Origin of the sequence: Hymenobacter humi, from assembly GCF_042665855.1 — a bacterium.
GTDB classification, from domain to species: Bacteria; Bacteroidota; Bacteroidia; order Cytophagales; family Hymenobacteraceae; genus Hymenobacter; species Hymenobacter humi.
In genome coordinates this window covers 332,673-357,100 of sequence record NZ_JBHTEK010000001.1, presented here as the reverse complement: position 1 = coordinate 357,100, position 24,428 = coordinate 332,673, and the positions used below count along the sequence as shown (strand labels likewise).

At 60.4% G+C, this 24,428-nt stretch carries 20 protein-coding genes and 4 pseudogenes; 13 read left to right on the top strand and 11 right to left on the bottom strand.

What is annotated here, in order from left to right:
* The first annotated feature begins 397 nt into the window (after positions 1-397).
* From ACFQT0_RS01950 to ACFQT0_RS01940, 3 genes and pseudogenes are all read left to right on the top strand, one after another.
* Entirely contained in the window at positions 398-712 is a 315-nt protein-coding gene (locus ACFQT0_RS01950; protein WP_380199937.1) for a DUF1028 domain-containing protein, read from the top strand.
* Positions 696-1,393: pseudogene (locus tag ACFQT0_RS01945) on the top strand (DUF1028 domain-containing protein). Before ACFQT0_RS01950 ends, ACFQT0_RS01945 begins: the two are co-directional and overlap by 17 nt.
* A 203-nt stretch (positions 1,394-1,596) precedes the next feature.
* Positions 1,597-3,249: a M28 family peptidase gene (locus ACFQT0_RS01940; protein ID WP_380199935.1), complete on the top strand. Its 1,653-nt coding sequence runs from the start codon at positions 1,597-1,599 to the stop codon at positions 3,247-3,249.
* A 263-nt stretch (positions 3,250-3,512) separates the two neighbouring features.
* On the opposite strand, the gene ACFQT0_RS01935 is transcribed toward ACFQT0_RS01940, so the two are convergent.
* Entirely contained in the window at positions 3,513-4,403 is an 891-nt protein-coding gene (locus ACFQT0_RS01935) for a pirin family protein (RefSeq protein WP_380199933.1), read from the bottom strand.
* A 297-nt stretch (positions 4,404-4,700) separates the two neighbouring features.
* Here ACFQT0_RS01935 and ACFQT0_RS01930 point away from each other — a divergent pair, with 297 nt between their 5' ends.
* Together ACFQT0_RS01930 and ACFQT0_RS01925 are read left to right on the top strand one after the other, a co-directional pair.
* Entirely contained in the window at positions 4,701-5,810 is a 1,110-nt protein-coding gene (locus ACFQT0_RS01930; protein WP_380199931.1) for a glycoside hydrolase family 43 protein, read from the top strand.
* Between the two features lie 249 nt (positions 5,811-6,059).
* Positions 6,060-6,481: pseudogene (locus ACFQT0_RS01925) on the top strand (BrxA/BrxB family bacilliredoxin).
* Positions 6,482-6,577: 96 nt separating this feature from the next.
* On the opposite strand, the gene ACFQT0_RS01920 reads toward ACFQT0_RS01925, so the two are convergent.
* Both ACFQT0_RS01920 and recQ read right to left on the bottom strand, forming a co-directional pair.
* Positions 6,578-6,970, bottom strand: coding sequence for a GxxExxY protein (locus ACFQT0_RS01920; RefSeq protein WP_380199929.1), 393 nt, complete (start codon positions 6,968-6,970; stop codon positions 6,578-6,580).
* 99 nt (positions 6,971-7,069) lie between these two features.
* The gene (gene recQ / locus ACFQT0_RS01915) at positions 7,070-9,277 is read right to left on the bottom strand and encodes a DNA helicase RecQ (RefSeq protein WP_380199927.1); all 2,208 of its coding nucleotides are present in this window, start codon (positions 9,275-9,277) and stop codon (positions 7,070-7,072) included.
* Between the two features lie 310 nt (positions 9,278-9,587).
* Between recQ and ACFQT0_RS01910 the strand changes: the two genes are divergently transcribed.
* Together ACFQT0_RS01910 and ACFQT0_RS01905 are read left to right on the top strand one after the other, a co-directional pair.
* Positions 9,588-10,604: a KpsF/GutQ family sugar-phosphate isomerase gene (locus ACFQT0_RS01910; RefSeq protein WP_380199926.1), complete on the top strand. Its 1,017-nt coding sequence runs from the start codon at positions 9,588-9,590 to the stop codon at positions 10,602-10,604.
* Between the two features lie 92 nt (positions 10,605-10,696).
* Positions 10,697-11,776, top strand: a pseudogene (locus ACFQT0_RS01905) (mannose-1-phosphate guanylyltransferase).
* A gap of 87 nt (positions 11,777-11,863) precedes the next feature.
* On the opposite strand, the gene ACFQT0_RS01900 reads toward ACFQT0_RS01905, so the two are convergent.
* From ACFQT0_RS01900 to ACFQT0_RS01890, 3 genes are all read right to left on the bottom strand, one after another.
* The gene (locus ACFQT0_RS01900) at positions 11,864-12,121 is read right to left on the bottom strand and encodes a hypothetical protein (RefSeq protein ID WP_380199924.1); all 258 of its coding nucleotides are present in this window, start codon (positions 12,119-12,121) and stop codon (positions 11,864-11,866) included.
* A 6-nt stretch (positions 12,122-12,127) separates the two neighbouring features.
* On the bottom strand, positions 12,128-12,613 hold the full coding sequence (rlmB, locus tag ACFQT0_RS01895; protein WP_380199922.1) for a 23S rRNA (guanosine(2251)-2'-O)-methyltransferase RlmB: 486 nt from the start codon (positions 12,611-12,613) through the stop codon (positions 12,128-12,130).
* Between the two features lie 507 nt (positions 12,614-13,120).
* On the bottom strand, positions 13,121-14,443 hold the full coding sequence (locus ACFQT0_RS01890; RefSeq protein ID WP_380199920.1) for a GWxTD domain-containing protein: 1,323 nt from the start codon (positions 14,441-14,443) through the stop codon (positions 13,121-13,123).
* Positions 14,444-14,556: 113 nt separating this feature from the next.
* Here ACFQT0_RS01890 and ACFQT0_RS01885 point away from each other — a divergent pair, with 113 nt between their 5' ends.
* Both ACFQT0_RS01885 and ACFQT0_RS01880 read left to right on the top strand, forming a co-directional pair.
* The gene (locus ACFQT0_RS01885; protein WP_380199918.1) at positions 14,557-14,778 is read left to right on the top strand and encodes a hypothetical protein; all 222 of its coding nucleotides are present in this window, start codon (positions 14,557-14,559) and stop codon (positions 14,776-14,778) included.
* A 60-nt stretch (positions 14,779-14,838) separates the two neighbouring features.
* Positions 14,839-15,231, top strand: a complete 393-nt coding sequence (locus ACFQT0_RS01880; protein ID WP_380199916.1) for a hypothetical protein — start codon at positions 14,839-14,841, stop codon at positions 15,229-15,231.
* 65 nt (positions 15,232-15,296) lie between these two features.
* Here the strand turns inward: ACFQT0_RS01880 and ACFQT0_RS01875 are convergent, their stop codons facing one another.
* From ACFQT0_RS01875 to ACFQT0_RS01855, 5 genes are all read right to left on the bottom strand, one after another.
* Positions 15,297-15,851, bottom strand: a complete 555-nt coding sequence (locus tag ACFQT0_RS01875) for a hypothetical protein (RefSeq protein WP_380199914.1) — start codon at positions 15,849-15,851, stop codon at positions 15,297-15,299.
* 206 nt (positions 15,852-16,057) lie between these two features.
* Positions 16,058-18,121 carry a glycosyltransferase family 117 protein gene (locus ACFQT0_RS01870; protein ID WP_380199912.1) on the bottom strand — a complete coding sequence of 688 codons (2,064 nt, stop codon included), beginning with the start codon at positions 18,119-18,121 and terminating at the stop codon, positions 16,058-16,060.
* Complete coding sequence (locus ACFQT0_RS01865) at positions 18,121-18,309, bottom strand: hypothetical protein (protein WP_380199910.1); 189 nt, start codon at positions 18,307-18,309, stop codon at positions 18,121-18,123. Before ACFQT0_RS01865 ends, ACFQT0_RS01870 begins: the two co-directional genes overlap by 1 nt.
* A gap of 273 nt (positions 18,310-18,582) precedes the next feature.
* Positions 18,583-18,927 carry a T9SS type A sorting domain-containing protein gene (locus ACFQT0_RS01860; RefSeq protein WP_380199908.1) on the bottom strand — a complete coding sequence of 115 codons (345 nt, stop codon included), beginning with the start codon at positions 18,925-18,927 and terminating at the stop codon, positions 18,583-18,585.
* A 303-nt stretch (positions 18,928-19,230) separates the two neighbouring features.
* On the bottom strand, positions 19,231-19,968 hold the full coding sequence (locus ACFQT0_RS01855; RefSeq protein ID WP_380199906.1) for a biotin--[acetyl-CoA-carboxylase] ligase: 738 nt from the start codon (positions 19,966-19,968) through the stop codon (positions 19,231-19,233).
* 88 nt (positions 19,969-20,056) lie between these two features.
* Here ACFQT0_RS01855 and rsfS point away from each other — a divergent pair, with 88 nt between their 5' ends.
* The 4 genes and pseudogenes from rsfS (at position 20,057) to ACFQT0_RS01835 (ending at position 24,336) form a co-directional block, all read left to right on the top strand.
* The gene (gene rsfS / locus ACFQT0_RS01850) at positions 20,057-20,437 is read left to right on the top strand and encodes a ribosome silencing factor (RefSeq protein ID WP_380199904.1); all 381 of its coding nucleotides are present in this window, start codon (positions 20,057-20,059) and stop codon (positions 20,435-20,437) included.
* Positions 20,438-20,543: 106 nt separating this feature from the next.
* Positions 20,544-22,667: pseudogene (gene ftsH, locus ACFQT0_RS01845) on the top strand (ATP-dependent zinc metalloprotease FtsH).
* A 127-nt stretch (positions 22,668-22,794) separates the two neighbouring features.
* Positions 22,795-23,457: a LutC/YkgG family protein gene (locus ACFQT0_RS01840; protein WP_380199902.1), complete on the top strand. Its 663-nt coding sequence runs from the start codon at positions 22,795-22,797 to the stop codon at positions 23,455-23,457.
* Positions 23,458-23,553: 96 nt separating this feature from the next.
* Complete coding sequence (locus tag ACFQT0_RS01835) at positions 23,554-24,336, top strand: UDP-2,3-diacylglucosamine diphosphatase (protein WP_380199900.1); 783 nt, start codon at positions 23,554-23,556, stop codon at positions 24,334-24,336.
* Positions 24,337-24,428 lie beyond the last annotated feature (92 nt).

The following is a 24,428-nucleotide window of genomic DNA, read 5'->3' as shown; positions in this document are numbered from 1 at the left end:
CGTGCTTCATCCGGCGTCCGGTCGAAGCATCCTCCCGCTATCTGTCATGCTGAGGTACGAAGCATCTTATCACCGCTGAACGACTTGTGCAAATGTGAGAAGGTCCTTCGCAGGCTCAGGATGACAGACGAAGCGGTAGAGATGCTGGCTGCGCCGACCTTCGGTTCGACTGCGCGGACCCTAGATGAGCATGACGTTCTTTTTAGCACTAATACCCCGCTCGCTGGCTCAATTGGGCTCGCGCCGCAAATACTGGCCTGGCTCCGACACCGAGGCTATGCCAAGCTGCTGCGTATGCTGCTGCCGCATCGGCAGCGTGTAGGTGTTCTTGGCGCCCGGCGGGGCCACGGCGTACCTTCGGCCTCCTGACTTTATCGTGCCTGTTTAACCTCTTCCCATGCTGTCCAAATCCCTGCTTTCGTTCCTGCTTCTGGTGCTGCTGCGCTTGCCGCTGGCCGCCCAAATGTATTCCACCACCGACCCCTTTGCCCACACCTTCAGCATTGTGGCCCGCGACCCCGCCACCGGCGAGATGGCCGTGGCCGTGCAAAGCCACTGGTTTTCGGTGGGCACCTCGGTGAGCTGGGGCGAAGCCGGCGTGGGCGTGGTGGCCACGCAATCATTCACCAATAAGTCCTTCGGCCTGCGCGGCCTGGCTTTGCTGAAAAGCGGCAAATCAGCCCAACAAGCCCTCGATGAGCCTGCTATCTAACGACGAAGGCCGCGACGTGCGCCAGGTGGCCATTCTCGATAACCAGGGCCGCGTGGCCACCCACACCGGCAAAAAGTGCGTGGACATGGCCGGGCATCAGCAAGGCAACCAGTTTTCGGTGCAGGCCAACATGATGCTGTCCGACAAAGTGTGGCCCGCTATGGCCAAAGCCTACCAGCAAAACGCCAAGCTGCCGCTGGCCGAGCGGGTGCTGGCTGCCCTCGATGCGGCCCAGGCCGCGGGGGCGATATCCGCGGCCGGCAGTCGGCCGCGCTGCTGGTGGTGCGCGGCAAGGCCACCGAAGGCCCCTGGGCCGACCGCCTCGTGGACCTGCGCGTGGACGACCACGCCACTCCGCTAGTTGAGCTGCGCCGCCTGCTCAGCCTGCACCGCGCCTACGAGCACATGAACGCCGGCGACCTGGCCGTAGAGAAAAACGACATGCCCAAAGCCATCCAGGAGTACCAGGCCGCCGAAAAGATGTTCCCGCAAAACCTGGAAATGAAGTACTGGCACGCCATCACGCTGGCCAACAAGCAGCAGGTGCCGGCCGCGCTGGCCCTGCTGCGCCCCATTTTCAAGCAGGAACCCAATTGGCGCATCCTCACCGAACGCCTGCCCAAAGTGGGTTTGCTGACCGTGAGCGCCGCGGAGCTCAAGCAGATTTTGGCTTTGAAGTAGCCGAACGGCAGGCCTAGGAGCAAAACGCCCGTCCTGCGGCGTCATGCTAAAAGAACGTCATGCCGAGCGCAGCCGAGGCATCTCGCTCGCATCGTTGAATTAAAAGTCAACGCAGCTAACGATTGGAATTACTACCCCACGCGAGATGCCTCGGCTGCGCTCGGCATGACGTCCTTCTGTCTTCCTTCTGACCTTTTATACCTATGAAAGCCTTCTTTCCAGTAAGCGCCCTCACTTATCTATTGTTGAGCAGCGCCGCCCAGGCGCAAGCGCCACTCACCGTTCCCGCGCCTGTTAAGCAAGCTCTCGACCAGGTGCAACCCGAAGCCATCAAAGCCCACATTGCCTACCTGGCCGATGACCGGCTGCAAGGCCGCCGGGCCGGCACGCCCGGCTACCAAATGGCCGTCGACTACGTCGTGAAGCAGCTGAAGACTCTGGGCGTGCAGCCGGCCGGCGAAGGCAATACCTACATCCAGAAGGTGCGCCTGCGCCAGGCTTTTCTCAAGCCGGGTGCCACCTTCACAGTGCGCGATGCGCAGGGGGCCGCCGTGCCGCTCACGGCTGGTCAGGACTACGTTATTTACCCCAATCCAGAGCTGGGGGCTGCCAAGGTGGACAACGCGCCGCTGGCCTTCGCGGGCTTCGGCATCAGCGCGCCCGAATTGGGCTACGACGACTATGCCGGCCTCGACGTGAAGGGCAAAGTGGTGGTGATTGTGCGCGGGGCCCCACGCACGTTTGCGTCCACGGTAGCCTCGGCCAGCCAAGACATGTCAGGGATATTGCAGGCGGCGGCCAGGCATGGCGCCGTGGGGCTGATTGTAGCGTCTACCCATACCGCGCCGCTGCCCGACCTGAAACGCGGTACCTATAGCGTGCTGGGCGCTAATGGAAAGGTAGCAGCTTCGCGCTCGTTTGCCGTGGGCAGCAAGCAGCAGCTATACGCCACGGTGAACGCCGCCACGCTTCAGCGCATGATGCAGACCGCCTCCTTAGACACGGCCCGGGTGTTCGCTTCCATCAAAAGCGGCAAGCCGGCGTCGGCAGCGTTGAAAACTTCTATAAGCGCCAGCCTGCAGTCCACTTACCAAGACATCGAGAGCTACAACGTGGTGGGCAAATTCACGGGCTCCGATGCCAAGCTCAGCAAGGAATACGTGGTGCATTCTGCTCACTTGGACCACTTGGGCATCACCGCGCCGGTGAAAGGCGACTCCATTAACAACGGCGCCCACGACAATGCCTCCGGCGTGGCCTGCGTGCTGGAAATCGCTAAAATCTACTCCCGGCTCAAGGAGAAGCCCAAGCGCAGCATGCTGTTCGTGTTCATGACCGGCGAGGAGTTGGGCCTGCTCGGCTCAGCAGCCTTCGCGGCCAATCCCACCGTGCCCAAAGCCAGCATCGTGGCCGATGTGAACATGGACATGCCCACCATCATTGCCCCGCTGCTCTCCGTGGTGGCGCTGGGTGCCCCGCATTCCAGCCTGCTTGAGCCGGTTACCAAAGCCACTGCCTACCTCGGCATTGCCCTCGAGCAGGACCCGGAGCCGGAGCAAAACCGCTTCATCCGGAGCGACCAGTACAGCTTCGTCACGGCCGGTATTCCGGCCCTGCACATCAAATACGGCAACAAAACCGCCGACGGCCGCAACAACCTCAGCGAGGAGGTGCAGAAGTGGCGGGCCGTTACCTACCACAAGCCGCAGGACGATATCAACGGCCGCTTCGACTTCGAAGCCGGCAAGAAATACGTGCAACTCTGCTTCCTGATTGGCTACCAGGTAGCTCAGAATCCCGTCCGTCCCACCTGGAGCAAAGGCGACTTCTTCGGCCAGCGCTACGGCAGCCGGTAGCCTAAGGCAAGTCAAAAAGAACGTCCTGCAGAGCGCAGCGAAGCATCTCGCTCGCATCGTCTGTCATGCTGACGAAGGAAGCATCTTATCAGGTTCGTACGTTTCGTTCCACTTCGTACGTCTCGTTCCACGGTGAGAAGATGCTTCGCAGGCTCAGCATGACAGACGATTGGTTACTACCACACGCGAGATGCTTCGGCAAGCTCAGCATGACGTTCTTTTTTATACTCTTTAGCTCAATTCCTGCGAGCTATTGGGCCGGCTCAATTGTGGTCCTCAAACTTGCCCATGGCGCCGCTTTCAAAGTCAGCAATGGCTTGCACCAATTCCTTGTTCGTGTTCATCACGAAAGGGCCATAAGTAGCCAGGGGCTCCTCAATGGGCTCGCCGGCCAACACCAGCACGATGCTGTCCTCATTGCACGTGATGCTTGTGGTGGCTGAATCCCAGCCCAATACTACGAGCTGCTTGGTAGTCGCGGGGCGGTCGCCGTTGATGAGTACGTCGCCCTTCACAATGTAGAGGCCCACATTGTAGGCGGCGGGCAGATTGAGGGTGATTTCGCTGCCTTTGGCCAGGTGCACATCCAGCATGGTCATGGGCGAGAAGGTGGTGGCCGGGCCGCGCACGCCTTCGTAGCTGCCCGCAATCACGCGGATGGTGCCTTTGCCGTCGGGCGTGGGCAGGGTTTTGATGGCCGCGGAGGGAATGTCCTGGTAGTTGGGCGGCGCCATCTTGTCCTTCTTGGGCATGTTTACCCACAGTTGCACCACTTCCAGCGTGCCGCCGCGGCGGGTGAATTCCTTTTCGTAGAGCTCCTCGTGCATGAGGCCGGCGCCGGCGGTCATCCACTGCACGTCGCCGGGGCCAATGTTGCCCTGGTGGCCGGCCGTGTCGCGGTGCGCGAGCACGCCCTGGTACATAATGGTCACGGTTTCGAAGCCGCGGTGGGGGTGGGGCGGCGAGCCCAGAGGCTTGTCGCTCGGGGCCACCGTCATGGGGCCAATGTGGTCGATGAGCAGGAAGGGGCTGAGCTGCCGGATGCGTGGCCCCGGCATGGGGCTGGTCACCTGGAAGCCGTCGCCCACAGCTTTTTTGTTGCCGTCGATAACCTGAAAGATTCTGCGGTAAGTAGTCGCCAGAGTAGTGTCCATAGTTTGCGGGAAAGGAGTTGAGTGGCCTGCGCATGGCGGCCGCATCATAAAAGCGTTTGGGCTCAAAATAGTTATCTGTTTTGCCCGGAATGTGCTGCGCTCAGCAACTGCTGTTACGGTAAAACTATCACAAACGGTTTCGGTAGTCGTGGCCTAAAACGCATTATCAATCAAACTGTTGCACGAGCAAAGGAGGCTTCTATATTTGCGCAACGCCCTCGGTATTCGTTGGGCTGGTCAAGGGTTGGCGCCACGTCTTCGGGTATTGATATTTGCTTCCATTCCTAAAATTCCCTCATGCTTAATTCTCTAAAATTGAAAGCGTCGGTGCCGGTGCTTGCGGTTTCTGTGGCCCTGCTGGGCGCTTGCCAGAGCAACACCTCCAAGCAGGAAACCACCACAACTGCTGACGCTTCGGCCCCGGCAGATACTGCGGCCAAGAAGCCGCTGTCGCAGCCACTGGTGCGCGACATCTACACGGCCGACCCCTCGGCGCACGTGTTTGCGGGCAAGATTTACATCTACCCGTCGCACGATATCGAAGCCGGCATTCCGGAGAATGACAAGGGCGACCATTTCGCCATGCGCGACTACCACATCCTGTCCATGGACAGCATCAATGGTAAAGTCACCGACCACGGCGTAGGGCTTGATATCAAGGACATCCCCTGGGCCGGCCGGCAGCTGTGGGCTCCCGATGCGGCCTTCAAAAACGGCACCTATTACCTGTACTTCCCCGTGAAGGACAAGCAGGACGTGTTTCGCATCGGGGTGGCTACCAGCAAGTCGCCCAGCGGCCCGTTCAAAGCCGAGCCCACGCCCATTGCCGGCAGCTACAGCATCGACCCCGCCGTGTTTACCGACACCGACGGCAAGGCCTATATGTACTTCGGCGGCCTCTGGGGCGGGCAGCTCCAGCGCTGGCAAAAAGGCACCTACGACGCCAAGGCCCCCGAAAAAGAACCGAACACCGCCGTGCCCGCCATCGGCCCCCGCGTAGCCAAGCTCACAGCCGACATGAAGCATTTCGACGGGCCGGTGAAGGAAATCAAAATCCTGGACGAAAACGGCAAGCCCCTGCTGGCCAGCGACAACAACCGACGCTTTTTCGAGGGTGGCTGGCTGCATAAGTACAACGGCAAGTACTACTTCTCCTATTCCACCGGCGACACGCACCTGCTGGTCTACGCCACGGGCACCTCGCCCTACGGCCCCTTCACCTACCAGGGCGTCATCATGAAGCCCGTGCAGGGCTGGACCACTCACCATTCCATCATCCCCATCAAGGACAAGTGGTACATCTTCTACCACGACACTCAGCTCTCCGGCAAAACCTGGCTGCGTAACATCAAAGTCACGGAGCTAAAGCGCCGGGCCGACGGCAGCATCGAAACCATCACACCGTGAACTGTAAAGTATAAGCTGACTGAGGAAAAAGGACGTCATGCTGAGCTTGTCGAAGCATCTCGCCCGGAGCAGTAATCCAATCAGTTGAGTTACTGCTCCGGGCGAGATGCTTCGACAAGCTCAGCATGACGTTTTGTGGTTTAACACCCTGTAGGTTACTGCCCGAAACTTTCCGGGCCCACGGATGCTTTAGGCATTCGTACTTTTGCAGTTGCATGCGGCCCCGCCGCCCCTTAACTATTACATAAAATGGCAGTTTATCCCGAATACATGGTGGCGCCCATCCGGCAAGACCTTACCGAAGTTGGCTTCGAGCAGTTGATGACCCCCGAAGAAGTGGACTCCGCGCTGGCTTCGAACGAAGGCACCGTGCTGGTAGCCGTAAACTCGGTGTGCGGCTGCGCCGCCGCCAAGGCCCGTCCGGCCCTGAAAATGGCCCTGGCCAGCGCCGACAAAAAGCCCGGCAAACTCGTTACCGTATTTGCCGGCATGGAAACCGAAGCCGTGGCCAAGATGCGCGAGCACCTGCTCCCGTATCCTCCCTCGTCGCCCTGCATCGCCCTGTTCAAAGATGGCGAGTGGTGCACATGATTGAGCGCTACCACATCGAAGGTTCCGACGCCATGCGCATCGTGAACAACCTGCAAGGCGCTTTCGAGGAGTACTGCTAGACCACGGATTAGCGCGGATTTTAACGGATTTCACGGATTTTGTGGACGGCTTCTTTCGGGGAGCCGTCTTTTTTCTCTTATCTACTCGCTGCTTTTTTAAATCGTGCGCGTGGGGTTGTGTAAGAACCGCCGGTGGCGAAGGCTGGATTCACCAAAGTTGATGAGTAGCGCTACTTCGAGCCTGTATGCTTTTAGGTAATTGACCACCTGAGAGAAGTTGGATTCGACAAGTTCGTTGATTGCTTTTAGCTCAACTAGTACTTGTCCTTCAACCAGAAAATCTGCCCTGCGAGAACCAATATTGGTGTCTTTATAAAAAACGGGGAGATGGATTTCGGCCTGAAAAGCAAGGCCTGCTTCTCTCATTTCAACTGCCAGCCCTCGTTGGTAAATAATCTCAGGAAATCCACTTCCTAATTCCCTATGCACGCTCATGGCGCAGCCGATGATTGTTTGGGTAAGGCTATTAAACCGGTTATCGAGTAGCATTCAACAAATGAAGTTGCTGAAAAACAAAAAGGACGACCCCACTGCTGGAGTCGTCCACAAAATCCGTGAAATCCGTTAAAATCCGCGCTAATCCGTGGTCTAGTTAGCCACTTCGCTGATGAACTTGATGCGCACCAGCCGCAGCTCTTCTTCGGTGAAGTCGTCATCGCCGAGCTCCTGCAGGGCCACCGCAATGTTGTCGGTGCTGGCCGTCATGAAGTAGTCGTAGATTTCTTCCTGACGGTCTTCCTCCACCATCTCGTTGAGGTAGTAGTCGAGGTTGAGCCGAGTGCCGGAGTAGCAGATGTGCTCAATTTCCTCCATCAGCTCGCCCATGCCAATACCCTTGGACGAGGCAATGTCCTCCAGCATCATCTTCTTGTCGATTTGCTGGATGATGTAGATTTTGATTTTCGAGCGGTTCACGGCCGACTTCACCACCACGTCTTCGGCGGTTTCGATGTCGTTGTCTTCCACGTATTTCTTGATGGCGGCCACGAACGGCGCCCCAAACTTCTGGGCCTTGCCCTGGCCCACACCCGACACGTGCGTGAGGTCGTGCAGCGTGGTGGGGTAGGTGGTGGCCATTTCCTTCAGGCTCGGGTCCTGGAAGAGGACGTAGGGCGGCAGGTTTTTCTGCTTGGCTACCTGCTTGCGCAGTTCCTTGAGCTGCACGAACAGGGCTTCGTCGTGCCCGGCGGCTTGCTGCACTTCCTCCTTTTCCTCGTCGGCCTTTTGCTCCTCGTCGAAGTTGTGGTCCTTGGTGAGGGTGATGGGGTGCGGGTTTTCGATAAAGTCGATGCCCTTCTCGGTGATGCGCACCAGGCCGATGCTGTCGATATCCTTTTCCAGGAAGCCGTTGAGCAGGCACTGGCGCAGCACCGAATGCCAGAACTGCGCGTCGCCCAGCTCCTTGCCCTGGCCGTACACGGGCAGCGCGTTGTGGGCGTAGCTCTCGATGTGCGGGTTGCTCAGCCCCAGCAGCACCTGGCCGATGTGCGTGAGGTTGAAGCGGGCTTCGGTCTGGACCACGGCGCGCAGGGCCAGGCCCACGGCCGCTTCGCCCTCAAACCGCTCCTTGGGGTGCTTGCAGTTGTCGCAGAAGCCGCAGTCCTTCTCGAGCACCTCGCCGAAGTAGTGCAGCAGCTGCCGCCGCCGGCACACCGACGACTCGGCGTAGTTGGTCATTTCAGCCAGCAGGCGGTGGGCATTGTCGCGCTCGGTCACCGGCTTGTCCTTGCTGAACTTCTCCAGCTTCAGAATGTCATCGTAGCTGTAGAACATCAGGCAGTTGCCTTCCAGGCCGTCGCGGCCGCCGCGGCCGGTTTCCTGGTAGTAGCCTTCGATGCTCTTGGGCGCGTCGTAGTGCACCACAAAGCGCACGTCGGGCTTGTCGATGCCCATGCCGAAGGCAATGGTGGCCACGATGACGTCGCACTCCTCGTTCAGAAATGCGTCCTGGTTGTCGATGCGCACTTGTTGGTCGAGGCCGGCGTGGTAGGGGCGGGCGCGCACGTCGTTCACGCGCAGCAGCTCGGCAATCTCCTCCACTTTCTTGCGGCTCAGGCAGTAAATGATGCCGGCCTTGCCCTTGTGCTGCTTCACGTACTGAATGAGCTGCTTCTTGGTGTTGTGCTTGGCGCGCACCTCGTAGTAGAGGTTGGTGCGGTTGAAGCTGGTTTTGAACACCGAGGCGTCGTCCATCTGCAGGTTCTTCTGGATGTCCAGCTGCACTTTGGGCGTGGCCGTAGCCGTGAGGGCGATGATGGGCACATTGCCGCCCAGGTTGTCGATGATGCCGCGAATCTTGCGGTACTCGGGGCGGAAGTCGTGGCCCCACTCCGAAATGCAGTGGGCCTCGTCGATGGCCACAAAGCTGATGGTCGATTTGAGCAGAAACTCAATGGTGTCGTCTTTAGTAAGACTTTCCGGGGCCACGTACAGCAGGCGGACGTCGCCGTTGATGACGTCCTTCTTCACCCGGTTCATCTCCGTTTTGGTCAGCGTCGAATTGTACACCTGGGCATTGACCCCAAAAGCGGCCAACTGGTCGACCTGATTTTTCATCAGGGCGATGAGGGGCGAAATCACGATGGCCGTGCCGGGCACCACCAGGGCCGGCAACTGGTAGCACAGGCTTTTGCCGGCGCCGGTGGGCATAATCACAAAGGTGTTATGTCCGGCTAATACGTTTTGAATAACAGCCTCTTGGGTGCCCCGAAACTGGCCGTAGCCAAAAACCTCTTTGAGTGTGTGTTTTAAATCGGCGAGGAGAATCGGGGCTTCTTGTAGGGCAGCAGATGGCATAGGATGGGCGCTCAATGGAAGGCGTGCAAATGCACGGTTCTTAACGAAGATAAGCACGGGCCTAGTTCTTCGGCATAAAAAAATGGTGTTTTTAGTGAATTGTGGAAAACAATTTAATCATATAAAACCCCGACCATTGGCCGCGTTAAGGAACAAGCTCAAGATGAACCGTTAATTTAGGATGGAACGTAGAGGGCGGCTCCGCCAGAAAGCAAATGGCCCAACCGCGGCGGCAGGGAGGGATTGGGCTGGCCGCGCCCCGGCTTAGCTTCTTTCCCCCAATTTTGCAGGCACATTACCCGCTTCGCTCATGTCAGCTTCTGCTCAATCCACTGCCTTATCGGCTGCCACCGGCCCAACGGCCGCCGACGTCCTGACCATTGCCCGCCAGGTGCTGCACGAGGAGGCCGCCGCTCTGCACGATGTAGCCACGGCGCTCTCGGCCACCCCGGATTTTGTGAACTGCGTGCAGGCTATTCTGCAGCTCAAGGGCCGCGTGGTGGTCACGGGAATTGGCAAAAGCGCCCACATCGCGGGCAAAATTGTGGCCACACTCAACAGCACCGGCACACCGGCCCTGTTCATGCACGCCGCCGACGCCATCCACGGCGACCTGGGCATGATTCAGCCCGAGGACTTCGTGGTGGCCATCAGCAAGAGCGGCGACACGCCCGAAATTAAGGTGCTGGTGCCGCTGCTGCGCCGCAAAGGCGTACCGCTGGCCGCCCTGGTGAGCAACGCCGACTCCTATCTCGGGCAGCAGGCCAATTTCATCCTGCATGCCCCCGTGCAAAAGGAGGCCTGCCCCAACAACCTGGCCCCCACCACCAGCACCACCGCCGCGCTGGCCCTGGGCGACGCCCTGGCCGTGTGCCTGCTCGAAAGCCGCCAGTTCACCGCCGCCGACTTTGCCCGTCTGCACCCCGGCGGCACCCTCGGCAAGCGCCTTTACCTGAAAGTGGGCGACCTGAGCCGCCAAAACCAGCGCCCCCAGGTGGTGGAAGATGCGCCCCTGAAAGAAGTACTCCTGGAGATTTCCGGCAAGCGCCTCGGCGCCACCGCCGTGCTCACGGCAAGCGGTCAGCTCGCCGGCATTATCACCGATGGCGACTTGCGCCGCATGCTCGGCAGTTTCTCCGACCTGGAAAGCCTGAAAGCCCGCGACATCCTCACCCCCAGCCCGGCCACGATAGACGTCGAAGACTTCGCGGCCGAAGCCCTGGCCCGTATGCAGCAGCGCAACATCACGCAACTGGTCGTGACGGAAGAGGGAAAGTTTGCCGGCTTCATTCACCTGCACGATTTGCTGCGCGAGGGGCTCGTGTAGCGTGCGTTGCAGCAAGGTGCTGCTCTGGGCGGCGTTGAGCTGAAGCTTCGCGTTCCGGCTTGCGGATTCCGCTACCGCTTACCTTTGTTGTAATGAATTCTACTTATCTCGTTGTGATGGCCGGCGGCATTGGCAGCCGGTTCTGGCCCTTTAGCCGCACCAGCCACCCCAAGCAGTTCCATGATGTGCTGGGCGTTGGGCGGTCGATGCTCCAGCTTACCGTCGACCGGTTTGCCGGCATCTGCCCCCGAAAACGTGTTCGTCGTTACCAACCGCGACTACACGCAGCTAGTACAAGAGCACCTGCCGGAGCTGCCCGCCGACCAGATTCTGGGTGAGCCCATCGGCCGCAACACGGCCCCGTGCATCGCCTACGCCAGCTACCGCATTGCCCAGCGCGACCCGAAGGCCACCATCATCGTGACCCCGGCCGACCACGCCGTGCTGCGCGAAGACGAGTTTCGCCGGCTCATGCGCCTGGCCGTGGACGCAGCCCGCGCCAACGACGTGCTCATCACCCTGGGCATTCAGCCCTCGCGGCCGGACACGGGCTACGGCTACATCCAGTACATGGACGAGCAGTCGTTGCCCGGCGGCTTGCTGCACAAGGTGAAGACCTTTACCGAAAAGCCCAATCTTGAGTGGCCCGCATGTTTGTGGAAAGCGGCGACTTTCTCTGGAATTCGGGCCTGTTTGTGTGGCGCGCTGAGGTTATCATCGCAGCCTTTCATCAGTACCTGAGCGACATTGCCGAAGTGTTTGAAGAAGGCACCGGCAAACTGGGCACGCCCCAGGAGGAAGACTTCATCAGCCAGGCATATTCGCGCTGCCGCAACATCAGCATCGACTACGGAGTGATGGAAAAGGCTGACAACGTGTACGTACTGCCCGCCGACTTCGGCTGGAGCGACGTGGGTACCTGGGACTCGCTGCACCGCATCGGCCACCACGACGAGCACGGCAACATGATAAACGGCGACGTGCTGCTGTACGATACCACCGGCTGCGTCATCAAAACGCCTCCCGAGCGCCTGGTTGTAGTGCAGGGCCTGGAAGACTATATCGTAGCCGAGTACGACAACGTGCTGCTGATTTGCAAGCGCAGCGAAGAGCAGCGCGTGAAGGAATTCGTAGCCGACGTGAAAGCCAAGAAGGGCGCGGGGTATAACTAGCCATTATCCCCGGCTCTGGCTCAGAGCACTTTGTCAAGAAAAAAGCCCGCTTTCGGCGGGCTTTTTTGTGCGTTAGAATATGCGGAGCTACTCTTTTGGGGTTTTATAAATGCTCAGCGCAAGCGCTATAACCAAACCAATTGAAGCAGCTTTGATGAGGGTTAGTTGCTGGTCAAGCTCCTGGCCGCGGGCCTGAACTTTAGCTACTGCCGCTTGCGTGCCGCCGGATGAGACGACAACGGTTTCGGCCAGGTCAGCCTCGTATTTGTAGCTGACTCTGTTGTTCAGCCAACAGAAAAGGCTGAACAGAAAAAGACCAGCCAGCAAAAAGCTCAGCTTTCTCATCACTACTTATGCCACTGCCACGCGCTGGCGGGCAACCTCAAACAGCATGATGCCGGCGGCCACGCTCACGTTCAGCGACTGAATCTGGCCGGCCATGGGCACCTTTAGCTTCACGTCGGCCAGGCGCAACAGCTCGGGCGAGATGCCGTCTTCTTCCGAGCCCATGAGTACGGCTACGGGGCCCGTGAAATCCACCTCAGCAGAACCCACCGCTTCGTCGGCTTTCTCGGTACAGGCCACCACCGTCACGCCCGATTGCTGGAGGAAGCGGATGCTTTCCTGCAGGTTGTTTTCGCGGCACACGGGCAGCAGGTTCAGGGCGCCGGCGGAGGTTTTCAGGGCGTCGCCGTTGATTTGGGCGGCGCCGCGGCCGGGCACCACAATGGCTTGCACGCCCAGGCACTCGGCCGTGCGGGCAATGGCGCCGAAGTTGCGTACGTCGGTGATGCGGTCGAGCAGCAGCAGGAAGGGTACTTTGCCTTCCTCAAACAAGCCGGAGACAATGTTCTCAAGGGGGCGTAGTCGATGGGCGACACGAAGGCCACCGCGCCCTGGTGGTTTTTGCGGGTGAGGCCGTCGAGCTTTTCGCTGGGCACCGCCTGCACCGGAATGCCGGCGGCCCGGGCGGCAGCGAGATGTCGGCAACGAGGCTGTTTTTGGTGCCGCGCAGCAGGAAAATTTTCTCCAGGGTGCGGCCCGCGCTCAGTGCTTCCAGAATAGGGCGCAGGCCAAACAGCATGTCGATGCTGCGGTCGGCGGGGCGGTTTTCGTAGCGCGGCCGGTCGCTGCCGCCTTCATTGTTGCGCTCGCGGAAGGGCGGGCGTGACTCGCCGCGGTCGGAGCGGCCGGTGCGGTCGCCGGCGGCTTCGTCGCGGTTGTCGGAGCCGCCACGGCCACGGGGGCGGGCGGGGCGGTCGTCAAATTCGCTGCCGCCGCGGTCGGGGCGGAACTGCTTGGGGGTGACGGGCCGGTTGGCGCCGTCGTAAAAGCGGCGGCCGGCTACCGGTCGTGCGGGGCGGTTGGGACGTTCGGGCCGGTCAGGGCGGTCGGTGGGGTTCTCCATTTTTCAACGGCGGCATACCAGAGCAATTCGTACTCGGGCCGGCGCACCAATTCGTAGTAATCAGGTGCAAAGGTACTAGGCCGGGGGCGGAAGGTGTAGGTAACGGGTCCGCCGCCCAGGCTGCCGTCGGGATAGTACCACCGCTCTTCGCCGTTGGGCAGGCGCCGGACGCTGGGCGGCGGCCCCAGCACCACGTATAGCAAGCCCCTATCAGTAAGCCAGCCGGCCTTGTGGGCCGCAAACAGGCGGTTGGCCGCCGTGACCCGCCCGTAGTACCGCCGAATCAAATCTTTGGCCAAGGCTTGATTGTCTTGGGCAATGTTGAGCCAGAACTTGTCGACGGCGCGCTTGGGGTCGGGCGCGTCGGTGAGGCGCTGGCGTTCCAGGCTGGTGGTGAGATAGCGCAACGGCTCAATAAGTTCGGCCGCGGTGGTCAGGGCCGGGTACCCCGGGCCGTGACCATGACTGCCAGCGTGCGCGGCACCATGCCGCCGGCACCCCCACGCGCAGGGCGTACAGGCCGGGCTCGGCAAAGCGCAGCGGCTCGCCGGGGCGGGCTTCGGCCGAGTCGAGCACGGGCAGCACCCGGGGCCGGCCGGCAGGGCGGCGGGGTTGCTCATGGGCGGCAGCGCGGCTAGAGGGTTCACGGCGTAGCGTTTCCAGCGCACGGGTTGGTACAGCCCGTAGCTGTCTACGCCGAAGATTTCGTTGGCCTGCACGTAGCGGCGCAGCAGGGGCTGCCCCACCGAATCGGTAAGGACAAACGGGCGGGCCAGTACGGCCTCGGTTAGGCGCAGCCACGCGGTGGTGGCGGGGTCCTGGTAGTCGTCGCTGCCCTCTGCCGGGCCCGTGTGGATGGAGAAGACCGTACCGGCCGGTAGGCGCGCCGCGGCCACGCAGAAATTGAGCCGGACGCCGTCGGCATCGGGGCGCGGGTGCTGCTGGCGGCGCGGTACGCTGTCCTGCCACACGGGCAGCTTGGCGTCGTAGTTGGGCCACGCGGCAATGCGCAGCGGGTGGCCCGGGCCCAGGCGCGCGGGGGCGGGCAGGTGCAGGTAGAAGCGCAGGCTGTCGCCTTCGCGGCGCGTGTCCACTTCCAGGTGCGGGCCGTCGCGGTAGAGGCCCGCAAAGTCGGGGCGGGGTGCCAGGGGCGCAAAAGCCCCCAAACGGGTCGCCGCGTGGAAGCTGATGAAGCTGAAGCTGCAGGCCATCATAAGCAGCAAACTGCCTGCTCCACTCACTTTAGCGATGCGTTTCATGGGTTGAGCTGTAAGGGACGGTCGCGCCGGATGCGGATTGGTAACGCGGCGGGTGCCCCGTTCGTTTACGTAAATTTGGTGCCAAGTACGGCCTGTCTCATTTCCTTCGCCTTATGTCATTCCGCCTCGACCGCACGGCTTTCCACGCGGGTACCCACGAAGAAACCGAAGCCTATCACCGCCAGAATCAGCCCGAAACCCTTACCGAACGTCTGCGGGTAGCCATGTATCTAAATAGCGTAGCGTTCAACTTCGACCTGAATAACCCACCGCGCATGGACCGGACGGCATTTTCATGTCGGGCTCACAGGCAGCAGCCCGCTGATAATGGGTAACATATTCAACGAGGACTTTCGCGATTTTTAGCTGCCCTGCACCGGCACGAGGTCCGGTACGTGCTGGTAGGCAGCTACTCCGTTATCCTGCACGGATACAGCCCCACCACCGGCGCCCTGGATATCTGGGTAGAAAAAACGGCAGCCAACTACGTGCTGCTGGTTCAGGCTTTTCGGGACTTCGGGATGCCCACGTTCGATATGACGGCAGAAAATTTTCTGAATCAACCAGCGTTTGATGTCTTCACTTTCGGCCGCTCGCCCGTCGCCATCGATATTATAACCAAACTCAAGGGATTAGATTTCCCGGAAGCCTACGCGCAAGCAACTGATGCGCTGGTGGAAGGGCTGACGGTGCGGCTGATTCACTACCAGCACCTGTTGCAAGCCAAGCGGGCGGCTGGTCGCCCCCGCGACCAGAATGACTTGGATAATCTGCTGAACCGCAGCTAAAAAGGCCGGCCCGCACACTGCGGACCGGCCTTTCTCACGCGTCTGAGCATTCACTCAGGCACTCCCTACCGCGGGTAGTACTGGTTCATCAGGCCCACGGCCTTTTCGCTGCGGGCCTTGTCGCCGCTTAGCTCGGCGGCGCGGTACACGCTTTGCAGGCCCAGCAGGTAGCCGCGCTGGTCGTCCTCAAACAGGCTGGCGTCGGGCTTGGCCGCGTAGTAAGCCAGCATTTGCTCGGAGCGGCGCGTCATGGTGTCGAGGATGTCGTCGGCTTTCTTTTCTCGCCGCCGGCTACCAGGGCGGGCACCAGCCTGCGGCGAGTAGTAGTCGTACGGGATTGTATTGTCAGGCATCAGCTCCAAGCACTTGTCGGCCACTTCCTTGGCCTTGGCCACGTTGCCGGCCGAGAGGTAGGCCGAAGCCAGGCGGGCGAACTTATCGCGGTAGTTGGCCGGGAAGCGCAGGTGGTTTTCGTCGTAGAAAATGTGCGGGTTTTGCAGGCCGCGGTACTGGAAATCCTTTAGCAAGTGCTTGTAGGTGATGTCCTTCTCCACAAATCCTTCTTCGCCGCTGCGGGGGTCGTAGTTCGGGTCCTTCAGCGGGAGTAGGCGGTAGGCCATGCCTTCGAGCCTGGAAGTAAGGCTGCAGGTTCATGTAGTCGCTCGGGGCCACGGTGCTGCTGAAGTAGATGGGGCGCTGCCAGTTGTTGGTGGCAATCATGTCGAGAATCACCAGGTTTTTCTTCTCAATGGCACGCTTGCCCATGCTCCATTCCATGCGGGATACGAGCTGCTTTTCGCGGTCCTTGGGGATGATGCCCAGCTTCTTAACCGCTGCCGTGTCGATGGGCAGGTAGAAGTTGGGCGTCGGGAACGACATCATGCCCGGGCCGCCTTCCTGGTACTGCACCTGCAGCAACGGGTTGTTGTCGGAAACCAGGCTGAATGAATTCCTTCAGGTTCACGCTCTGCACCGACGGATTGGCCGCGAAGGGCAGCATGTCGTTGGTGCCCTGGGCGTAGCGGTCGGGGCCCATGCTGATGGGGAAAGGCTGCGACAGGTAGGAGCGGCGCTTCATCTGGGCAATGTACCAGTCGGTGTTCAGGTAGCTGAGCACGGCCACGCGCACGTCGGTACGCACGCCTTCCACTTCCTGGGCGTACCAGAGCGGGAAGGTGTCGTTGTCGCCGTTGGTGAACAGGATGGCGTTCGGGGCGCAGCTGTTGAGCAGGTTCTTGGCCGAATCCACGGAGTTGTAGCGGTCGGAACGGTCGTGGTCGTCCCATCCCTGGGCCGCCATGATGCCCGGCACCAGCAAGCCGGCGGCCAGGGCTAGGCCGGCGCGCAGGCCGTCGGTTTTCACCACTTTGCCAAACAGCTCGGCCAGTCCCAGCACACCCAGGCCTATCCAGATGGCAAAGGCAAACGTGGCCCCGGTAAAGGTGTAGTCGCGTTCGCGCGGCTCGCGCGGGGGCTGGTTGAGGTAGAACACAATGGCCAGGCCGGTCATCAGAAACAGCAGGCCGGTTACCCAAGCGTCTTTGCTGTTGCGACGGCTCTGGAAAAACAGCCCAATCAAGCCCAGAATCAGGGGCAGGGCCAGGAAGTTGTTGTGGGCCGGGCTCTCGCCGATGCGCGGCGGTAGGCTGTTGGCGCCGGGGCTCAGCGGCGTAACCACGCCGGCCTGCTGCACGTCAGATTCGCGGCCCACGTAGTTCCACATGAAGTAGCGCCAGAACATGTGGCCCATCTGGTAACGGAACATAAAGGCCAGGTTCTGGCCCATGGTGGGCTTCACGCCGTCCTGAATGTCGACCCACTTCTTGTAGTTGGCCACCTGGTCGGGCTCGTAGTTGTAGATGCGCGGCAGCAGCATCTTGTCGCTTTCGGGGTAGCCGGCCTCTTGCTGGCGGGGTAGGATTTCCTTGTAAGTCCCGGTCTTGAGGTCGCGGGCGTAGCGCGGGGCGCCTTCCTCGTAGTGGTCGGGCTGCGAGAAGAGGTGCGGGCCATAGAGCAGGGGCCGCGAGCCGTACTGCTCGCGCTTGAGGTAGCTCACGAAGGAGAGCACATCCTCGGGGTCGTTTTCGTTGATAGTGGGCTTAAACGAGCTGCGAATCGGAACGATGAGGTAGCTCGAGTAGCCAATTAGGATGAACACAAAGCAGAGCATGGCCGTGTTCAGCAACCGACTGCGGCGCTGGAACGACAGCCGGAACCCGAAGTAAATCAGGCCCGCAAACACCAGCAGGAAGATAATCAGGCCGGCGTTGAACGGCAGTCCGATGGTATTCACGAAGAATACCTCGAAGTTGCCGGCTAGCGTGGGCAGGCCAGGGATGATGCCGACCATGATGAGGCCCACGATGGCCATGGTCACCACCAGCACAATAATGCCTCCCTTGGTAGTAGGATTGGCGGTGCGGCGGTAGTAGTAGATGAAGCCCAGGGCCGGCAGCGTGAGCAGGTTGAGCAAGTGCACGCCGATGCTCAGGCCAATTACGTAGGCGATGAGGATGAGCCACTTGTCGGAGTCGGGCTCGTTGGCGTGGGCTTCCCACTTCAGCATTATCCACACCACGGCGGCCGTGCACAGCGCCGACATGGCGTATACCTCGCCCTCCACGGCGTTGAACCAGAACGAGTCGGAGAAAGCAAACGCCAGCGCGCCGACCGCGCCCGCACTCAGAATAAGAAAGGTCTGGGAGCGTGAGGGCTCAATGGCCTCGGCCGCCAAAGCGCTGTTCGTAACGGCCTCGCGCAGCACCAGCTTGCGGGCCATGCGGGTGATAATCCAGAACAGAAACAGGACCGTGAAGGCGCTGCTCAGGGCCGACAGGGCGTTGATAAGCACAGGTACTTTGGTCACGTCGCCGAACGAGAACAGCGACATCAGGCGGCCCAGCAGCAGGAAGGTGGGCGCGCCCGGGGGTGGGGCACCAGCAGATTGTAGGAGCAGGCAATGAACTCGCCGCAGTCCCAGAACGAAGCGGTGGGCTCCAGGGTGAGCAGGTACGTGACGGCAGCAATGGCAAAAACGAGCCAGCCGACGAGGTTATTCAGGCTTTTGAAGGAACGCATAGAATCGTAGTGAGCGCGGGCCCCAATGGCCAACGCAGCAGGCAGAGGGTCGGGAAACGAAAGTTAAGAAACCAGTGAAAGGTCAAAAGTAGGCATTGTACCGTTGCGGTCACACCAAGTTCTGGCTTCGTGCTTCGCGGCAAATCAACGTGCTAGCTTTCGCCGGCGATTTGCGCGGCCCCCGCGGCAACAGGAGAACATCTGCCGGGTAGCTCACAAACGCGAAAAGCAGCCAGGGGCTGCTTTTCAATCGTCAAATCAGGAAATTTTAGCTCAATTCTGCAGCACGAGGCGTTTCGTGCTCACCACTTTGCCGTCGACCACCAGGCTGTAGAAATACATGCCGGTGCGCAGGTCGCTCAGGTCAACCTGCAGGCCGGCGCTGGAACTCTCGGGCTTGAGGGCGATGGTGCGCACTTCCTGGCCGATGATGTTGCTCAGGCGCAGTTTGTAGTCGCCGGCGGCTCGCTGGCTCAACTGCACCGTAATCTGGCCGCGGCTGGGGTTGGGGTACACGGTGAGCCCGACGGTGGCCGCGCGCTGCTCGGCAGCGGCGGGCGCTGGGGGTCCTTGCGCCACGGGGGCCGTGGCAGCCAGGGCCGATGCCAATGGCAGCACCAGCAAGAAAACTATGCAACGAGTAAAGAGGGTCATGACGAATGCAGAAAAAGCAGAAGGGAAAAGAAAAAGTATCCGGTGACTACCCGAAAGACAAGCACCGTGCCGGGTTGAGCCAGCCAAGGCTCCGGCGTGCGCAGTGGCCCTATTGTCAGCATTATAGACACGCAAACCGGCCAAAAGTTGCCAGGCCTGAGCAAAAAACATTTACGCCCTGGCCGCTGGGGTAGCGCGCCGGGTAGGTTTGGGGCCTTCGGGCTTTTTGGAATTACTTCCCTGATGCAAAACAGGAGGGAAGGGTTGCTACAGGTAGCGGATTTCCTGCAGGCCAAACCGCCGCAATTCCTGGCCGATGGCTACGGCCAGCCGGCCGTCTTCTTCGACCCCGACAATATGGCCGCTCACCGGCTTGCCGTCCACGACGAACGAATGGGTTTCCTGGTAGCGGTACAGTGCCTGCAGGTAGTCGCGCCGCAGCCGGCCCACCTGCCCGGCCCGCAGCTGCAGGTAGCGCCCCTCCAGGCACTCGAGTAGGCGGGCGGCCAGCACCGCGCGGTCGTAGGCGCGCCCCGTGAGCTGGGCCATGGACGTGGCCGTGGGCAATGCAAAATGTTGCTGGTTAATATTCAGCCCAATACCCACGACGCTGGATTGAATCTTTGGGCCGCTTAAGCTGTTTTCAATGAGTATACCACCCAGCTTCTGGTCACCGTAGTAGAGGTCGTTGGGCCATTTCAGCTTCAGCTTGGCGTTGGGGCCCAGCAGCGCGGCGGCCCAGTCGTGCACGCCCAGCGCCACGGCTTGGCTCAACTGAAACTGCTCGGCGGCGGCCAGAAAGGTAGGCTTCCACACCACCGAGAGCATCAGGTTTTCGGCGGGGGCGGCCTCCCACTGGTTGCCGCGCTGGCCCCGGCCAGCGGTCTGAAAGTCCGTAATTATGGTGCAGCCGTCGCTGGCCCGGTTTTGGACAATCAACGCCTGCGCCTCCGTATTGGTGGAGGCACACACCGGCAACCATATCAGTTGCTGGCCCGTGAACAAGGTTTGAGGGGTGAGAACCACGGCCTTCTTTCGCGTTTCGTTAACTTCGTAGACTTTTGGCTGCAAAGCTCAAACCTAACAACACAATATGAAAAGCACTTTGGTCCGTCAGGATTCAGACACATTGGCAGATTTGGTAATCCGCGGCATGCAAGACAAGAAAGCGTCTGACATCGTGGTGCTGAATTTGAAGGAATTAAAAAACGCCGTCGCCGACTATTTTATCATCTGCTCGGCCAATTCGGACACGCAGCTGGAAGCCGTAGCGCGCTCGGTAGAAGAGGAAATTGAAAAAGTAACCGGCGAAAGCCCCTGGCAGACCGAAGGCCGCACCAACCGCGAGTGGGTGCTGCTCGACTACGTGGACGTGGTTGTGCACGTGTTTCTGCGCGACCGGCGCAAGTTCTACGCGCTCGAGGAGCTGTGGGGCGATGCCAACATTAGCTACATCGAAGCCGAAGAAGCTTAGGCTGGGTTAAAATAAATAAGCTGGTACTGCGTCTTCCCCATACCGAACATTTGCTTTCGGGGTGGTGTTTCGCCTGTAGTTATACCTGATTTAACTAGCTATTTTCATGTCGGATAAAAATCCAAATAACAATAAAAAGAAGAAGGCTCTCATGCCGGCTCCCAACCCCGTCCGGGGGTGCAGCTGTGGGTGTTGGCCGGCCTGTTGGTGTTTTTGTTTGGGGTGATGTGGGTGAACAACCTGAACTCTCCCGCCAAAATCAACCAGAAGCGCTTCGAGCAGATGCTCACGGCCGGCGACGTGAAGGAAATCACCATCATCAACGAAAAGATGGTGGAGGTGGCCCTCAAGCCCGAAGCCCTGGCCAAGCCCGAGTACCGGCAGGAGCTCACCCGCCGCACGCCGTTTGGCGCCACCGGTACCGGGGCTCAGTTCTATTTCCCGGTAGTTGACGCCAAGCTGTTCCAGGAAAACTTGAACACTCTGCAGAAAGACGTGCCGGCAGAGCAGCGCTTGCCGCTGAACATTGACTCCCGCCAGAGCCCCGGCGACTACATCGGCACCTACGGCTTCATCATCCTGATGATTGTCGGCTTCTGGTTCCTGATGCGCCGCATGGGCAGTGCCAACGGCCCCGGCGGCCAGATTTTCAGCATCGGCAAAAGCCGCGCGGCCTTGTTTGAGGGCGGCGATAAAGTGAAAATTACCTTCAAAGACGTGGCCGGCCTCGAAGAAGCCAAAGAAGAAGTGCAGGAGATTGTGGAGTTCCTCAAGAACCCAAGCAAGTTCACTGTCCTTGGTGGCAAGATTCCGAAAGGCGCCTTGCTCGTAGGTCCTCCCGGTACTGGCAAAACCCTGCTGGCCAAAGCCGTAGCCGGCGAAGCCGACGTGCCCTTCTTCTCGCTTTCGGGTTCCGACTTCGTGGAGATGTTTGTGGGTGTGGGCGCGGCCCGCGTGCGCGACCTGTTTAAGCAAGCCAAAGCCAAGGCGCCCTGCATCATCTTTATTGATGAGATTGACGCTGTGGGCCGCAGCCGCAGTAAAGGCAGCATGCCCGGCGGCAACGACGAGCGGGAGAACACCCTGAACTCGCTGCTGGTGGAGATGGACGGCTTCGGCACCGATTCCGGCGTCATCATCCTCGCCGCTACCAACCGCCCCGACACCCTGGACTCGGCCCTGCTGCGTCCCGGTCGTTTCGACCGTCAGATTAGCATCGACAAGCCGGACATCAACGGCCGTACCGAGATTTTCCAGGTGCACCTCAAGCCCTGACGCTGGGCCCCGATGTGGACGCCCGTCGTCTCTCGGCCCAGACTCCCGGTTTTGCCGGCGCCGAAATCGCCAACGTCTGCAACGAGGCGGCCCTGATTGCGGCCCGCCGCGACAAGAAGATGATTACCGACCAGGACTTCACCGACGCCATCGACCGCGTAATTGGAGGCCTGGAGAAGAAGAATAAAATCATCTCGCCCGGTGAGAAGCGCATCGTAGCTTACCACGAAGCCGGCCACGCCATTGCGGGCTGGTTCCTGGAGCACGTCGACCCTTGGTAAAGGTGAGCATTGTACCCCGCGGCGTGGCTGCGTTGGGCTACGCGCAGTACCTGCCCAAGGAGCAGTTCCTGTACAACACCGAGCAGCTGACCGACGAAATGTGCATGGCCCTGGGCGGCCGCGCCGCCGAGGAGCCTGGTTTTGGTAAAATCTCCACCGGTGCCCTGAGCGACCTGGAGCGCATCACCAAGATGGCCTACTCCATCGTGACGATGTACGGCATGAACGCCAAGCTCGGCAACGTGTCGTTCTACGACTCGAAGGGGCAGAACGAATACGGCTTCTCGAAGCCTTACTCGGAAGCCACGTCGCAAATGATTGACGAAGAAGTTCGTACCATCATCGAAAACGCCTACACCCGCACCAAGGAGCTGCTCACTGAGCGTCGCCACGAACTGGAAGTGGTAGCCAAGGAGCTGCTGGAGAAAGAAGTGCTGCAACAGGAAGACCTGACCCGCCTCGTGGGCAAGCGGCCCTTCGACAACCAGACCAACTACCAGGCCCACATGGCCGGCACCGACCGCAGCGAAACCGCCAGCGAGGTGAAAGGTGAGCAGGCCGCCGGCGGCAAGCTCGGCAACGACCTGCCCGAGCTGAACCTGCCCGGCATGGATAACAACGACCACAATAACGAAACGTCCGCTCCGAGCGGCAATGCCGTAGCTGGCGTGTAGCACTCACTTCATTGCCACCAGAAGCCAGTCCGCAAGGGCTGGCTTTTTTGTGGGCTTCGCGTACCAACCGTTTCACTACTGGGAAGCCGATTACCTTTGAAGCTTCAACCCGGCTTCCTTTTATTCCATGGCAGAAAGTTCTCGCGACGCCGTGCTCGCCCGCATCCGCCAAAGCCTGGCGCAGCCTGCGCTGCTCCCACCTCAGCCCGATTTTGCTGCTCCGGTGCACCCGCCGCTGGCTAGTAGCGATGCCGTGGTGGCCTTTGCCGAAAGCTTTCAGCGGGTGGGCGGCGAGTTTTACTACTGCGAGTCGTTGAGCCACCTGGGCGCGCAACTAACTGCTTTTCAAAAGCGCAAGCAAGTGGGCGCGCCTTACGTGTGGGAGCCCCAGCTGCAGGCCTTGTTACGGACCGCTGGCGTCGCTTTTCGGGCCGATGAAGCGGAGTTTATTGAGCAGGCCGACTGGAGCCTGACTTCGTGCGAGGCCCTGGTGGCCAGAACGGGCAGCGTGCTGGTGTCGGCCGCTACGGCCAGCGGCCGGCGCCTGAGCATCTACCCTGACCAGCATGTGGTGCTGGCCCGCCCCAGCCAGGTAGTGGCCGAAATAGGGAATGCCCTGCGGGTAGCACAGGCCAGGTTCGGTGAGCAAATGCCTTCGATGGTGTCGCTCACCACCGGCCCCAGCCGCACCGCCGACATCGAAAAAACCTTAGTGCTTGGGGCGCACGGCCCCCGCCGCTTGGCCCTTTTCCTCCTGGAAGACGACGGTGCTGCGATTAATGAAGAATGAGGAATGAAGAATGAAAAATTGCTGCTCCCGAAACGGCAGGTACAATTTCTCAGTCCTCCTTTGCATTCCCTCTTCCTTCATTCCTCATCAATATTTATGAAGCATCCCCTGACCTTGCCTGACCTGGCATTGCCGCCCGGCAAGCGGGTGTACTTCGCCTCCGATTTCCACCTGGGCGCGCCCGATGCCGCGTCTTCGCTGGCCCGCGAGCGGCGCATCGTGCGCTGGCTTGATGAGGTGGCCAAGGACGCGGCGGCCATCTACCTGCTGGGCGACTTGTTCGATTTCTGGTTTGAGTACAAGCACGCCATTCCGCGGGGCTTCAGCCGGCTGCAGGGCAAGCTAGCGGAGCTCACCGACGCCGGCCTGCCCATCACCATCTTCACCGGCAACCACGACATGTGGATGTTCGGCTACTTCACCCAGGAAATGGGCATCCCGGTGCTGCGCCACGAGGTGTCGCAGCGCATCGGCAATCAGTTCTTTCACATCGGCCACGGCGACGGGCTGGGGCCCAAGGACTACAGCTACAAGGCCCTGAAACGGGTATTTACTTCGTCGCTGGCGCAGTGGCTGTTTGCCCGGCTGCACCCCAACTTCGGCATCGGCATCGCCAATAAGTGGAGCCGCCGCAGCCGCATGCAGTCCGGCAAGGACGACACCAAGTATTTCGGCGACGAAGAGTGGCTGCTGCAGTACTGCCGCGAGCTGGAAACCCTGGTGCACCACGACTACTACGTGTTTGGCCACCGCCACCTGCCGCTCGATGTAGCCGTGGGCCCCGGCAGCCGCTACATCAACCTCGGCGAATGGGTCAATTATTGCTCTTATGGCGTGTATGATGGCAACGAGCTGGCTTTGCGGCACTTTGAGCAGTAGCAAGCGTATTGCTAAGGAGCAGTTATGTGCTGTAGAGACGCAATATGTTGCGTCTCCGGGACTGCGCTTTTGGAACGATGACCACACGGCGC

Coding starts and splice junctions, on each gene's coding strand:
- ACFQT0_RS01835 (WP_380199900.1), top strand. CDS start 23,554: ATGAAGCATCCCCTGACCTTGCCTGACCTGGCATTGCCGCCCGGCAAG.
- ACFQT0_RS01870 (WP_380199912.1), bottom strand. CDS start 18,121: ATGTCGCTGTTCTCGTTCGGCGACGTGACCAAAGTACCTGTGCTTATC.
- rsfS (WP_380199904.1), top strand. CDS start 20,057: ATGAAAAGCACTTTGGTCCGTCAGGATTCAGACACATTGGCAGATTTG.
- ACFQT0_RS01930 (WP_380199931.1), top strand. CDS start 4,701: ATGCTTAATTCTCTAAAATTGAAAGCGTCGGTGCCGGTGCTTGCGGTT.
- ACFQT0_RS01840 (WP_380199902.1), top strand. CDS start 22,795: ATGGCAGAAAGTTCTCGCGACGCCGTGCTCGCCCGCATCCGCCAAAGC.
- ACFQT0_RS01890 (WP_380199920.1), bottom strand. CDS start 14,443: ATGAAACGCATCGCTAAAGTGAGTGGAGCAGGCAGTTTGCTGCTTATG.
- ACFQT0_RS01865 (WP_380199910.1), bottom strand. CDS start 18,309: ATGCGTTCCTTCAAAAGCCTGAATAACCTCGTCGGCTGGCTCGTTTTT.
- ACFQT0_RS01935 (WP_380199933.1), bottom strand. CDS start 4,403: ATGGACACTACTCTGGCGACTACTTACCGCAGAATCTTTCAGGTTATC.
- ACFQT0_RS01920 (WP_380199929.1), bottom strand. CDS start 6,970: ATGCTACTCGATAACCGGTTTAATAGCCTTACCCAAACAATCATCGGC.
- ACFQT0_RS01875 (WP_380199914.1), bottom strand. CDS start 15,851: ATGGCCTACCGCCTACTCCCGCTGAAGGACCCGAACTACGACCCCCGC.
- ACFQT0_RS01885 (WP_380199918.1), top strand. CDS start 14,557: ATGTCATTCCGCCTCGACCGCACGGCTTTCCACGCGGGTACCCACGAA.
- ACFQT0_RS01950 (WP_380199937.1), top strand. CDS start 398: ATGCTGTCCAAATCCCTGCTTTCGTTCCTGCTTCTGGTGCTGCTGCGC.
- ACFQT0_RS01910 (WP_380199926.1), top strand. CDS start 9,588: ATGTCAGCTTCTGCTCAATCCACTGCCTTATCGGCTGCCACCGGCCCA.
- recQ (WP_380199927.1), bottom strand. CDS start 9,277: ATGCCATCTGCTGCCCTACAAGAAGCCCCGATTCTCCTCGCCGATTTA.
- ACFQT0_RS01940 (WP_380199935.1), top strand. CDS start 1,597: ATGAAAGCCTTCTTTCCAGTAAGCGCCCTCACTTATCTATTGTTGAGC.
- ACFQT0_RS01900 (WP_380199924.1), bottom strand. CDS start 12,121: ATGAGAAAGCTGAGCTTTTTGCTGGCTGGTCTTTTTCTGTTCAGCCTT.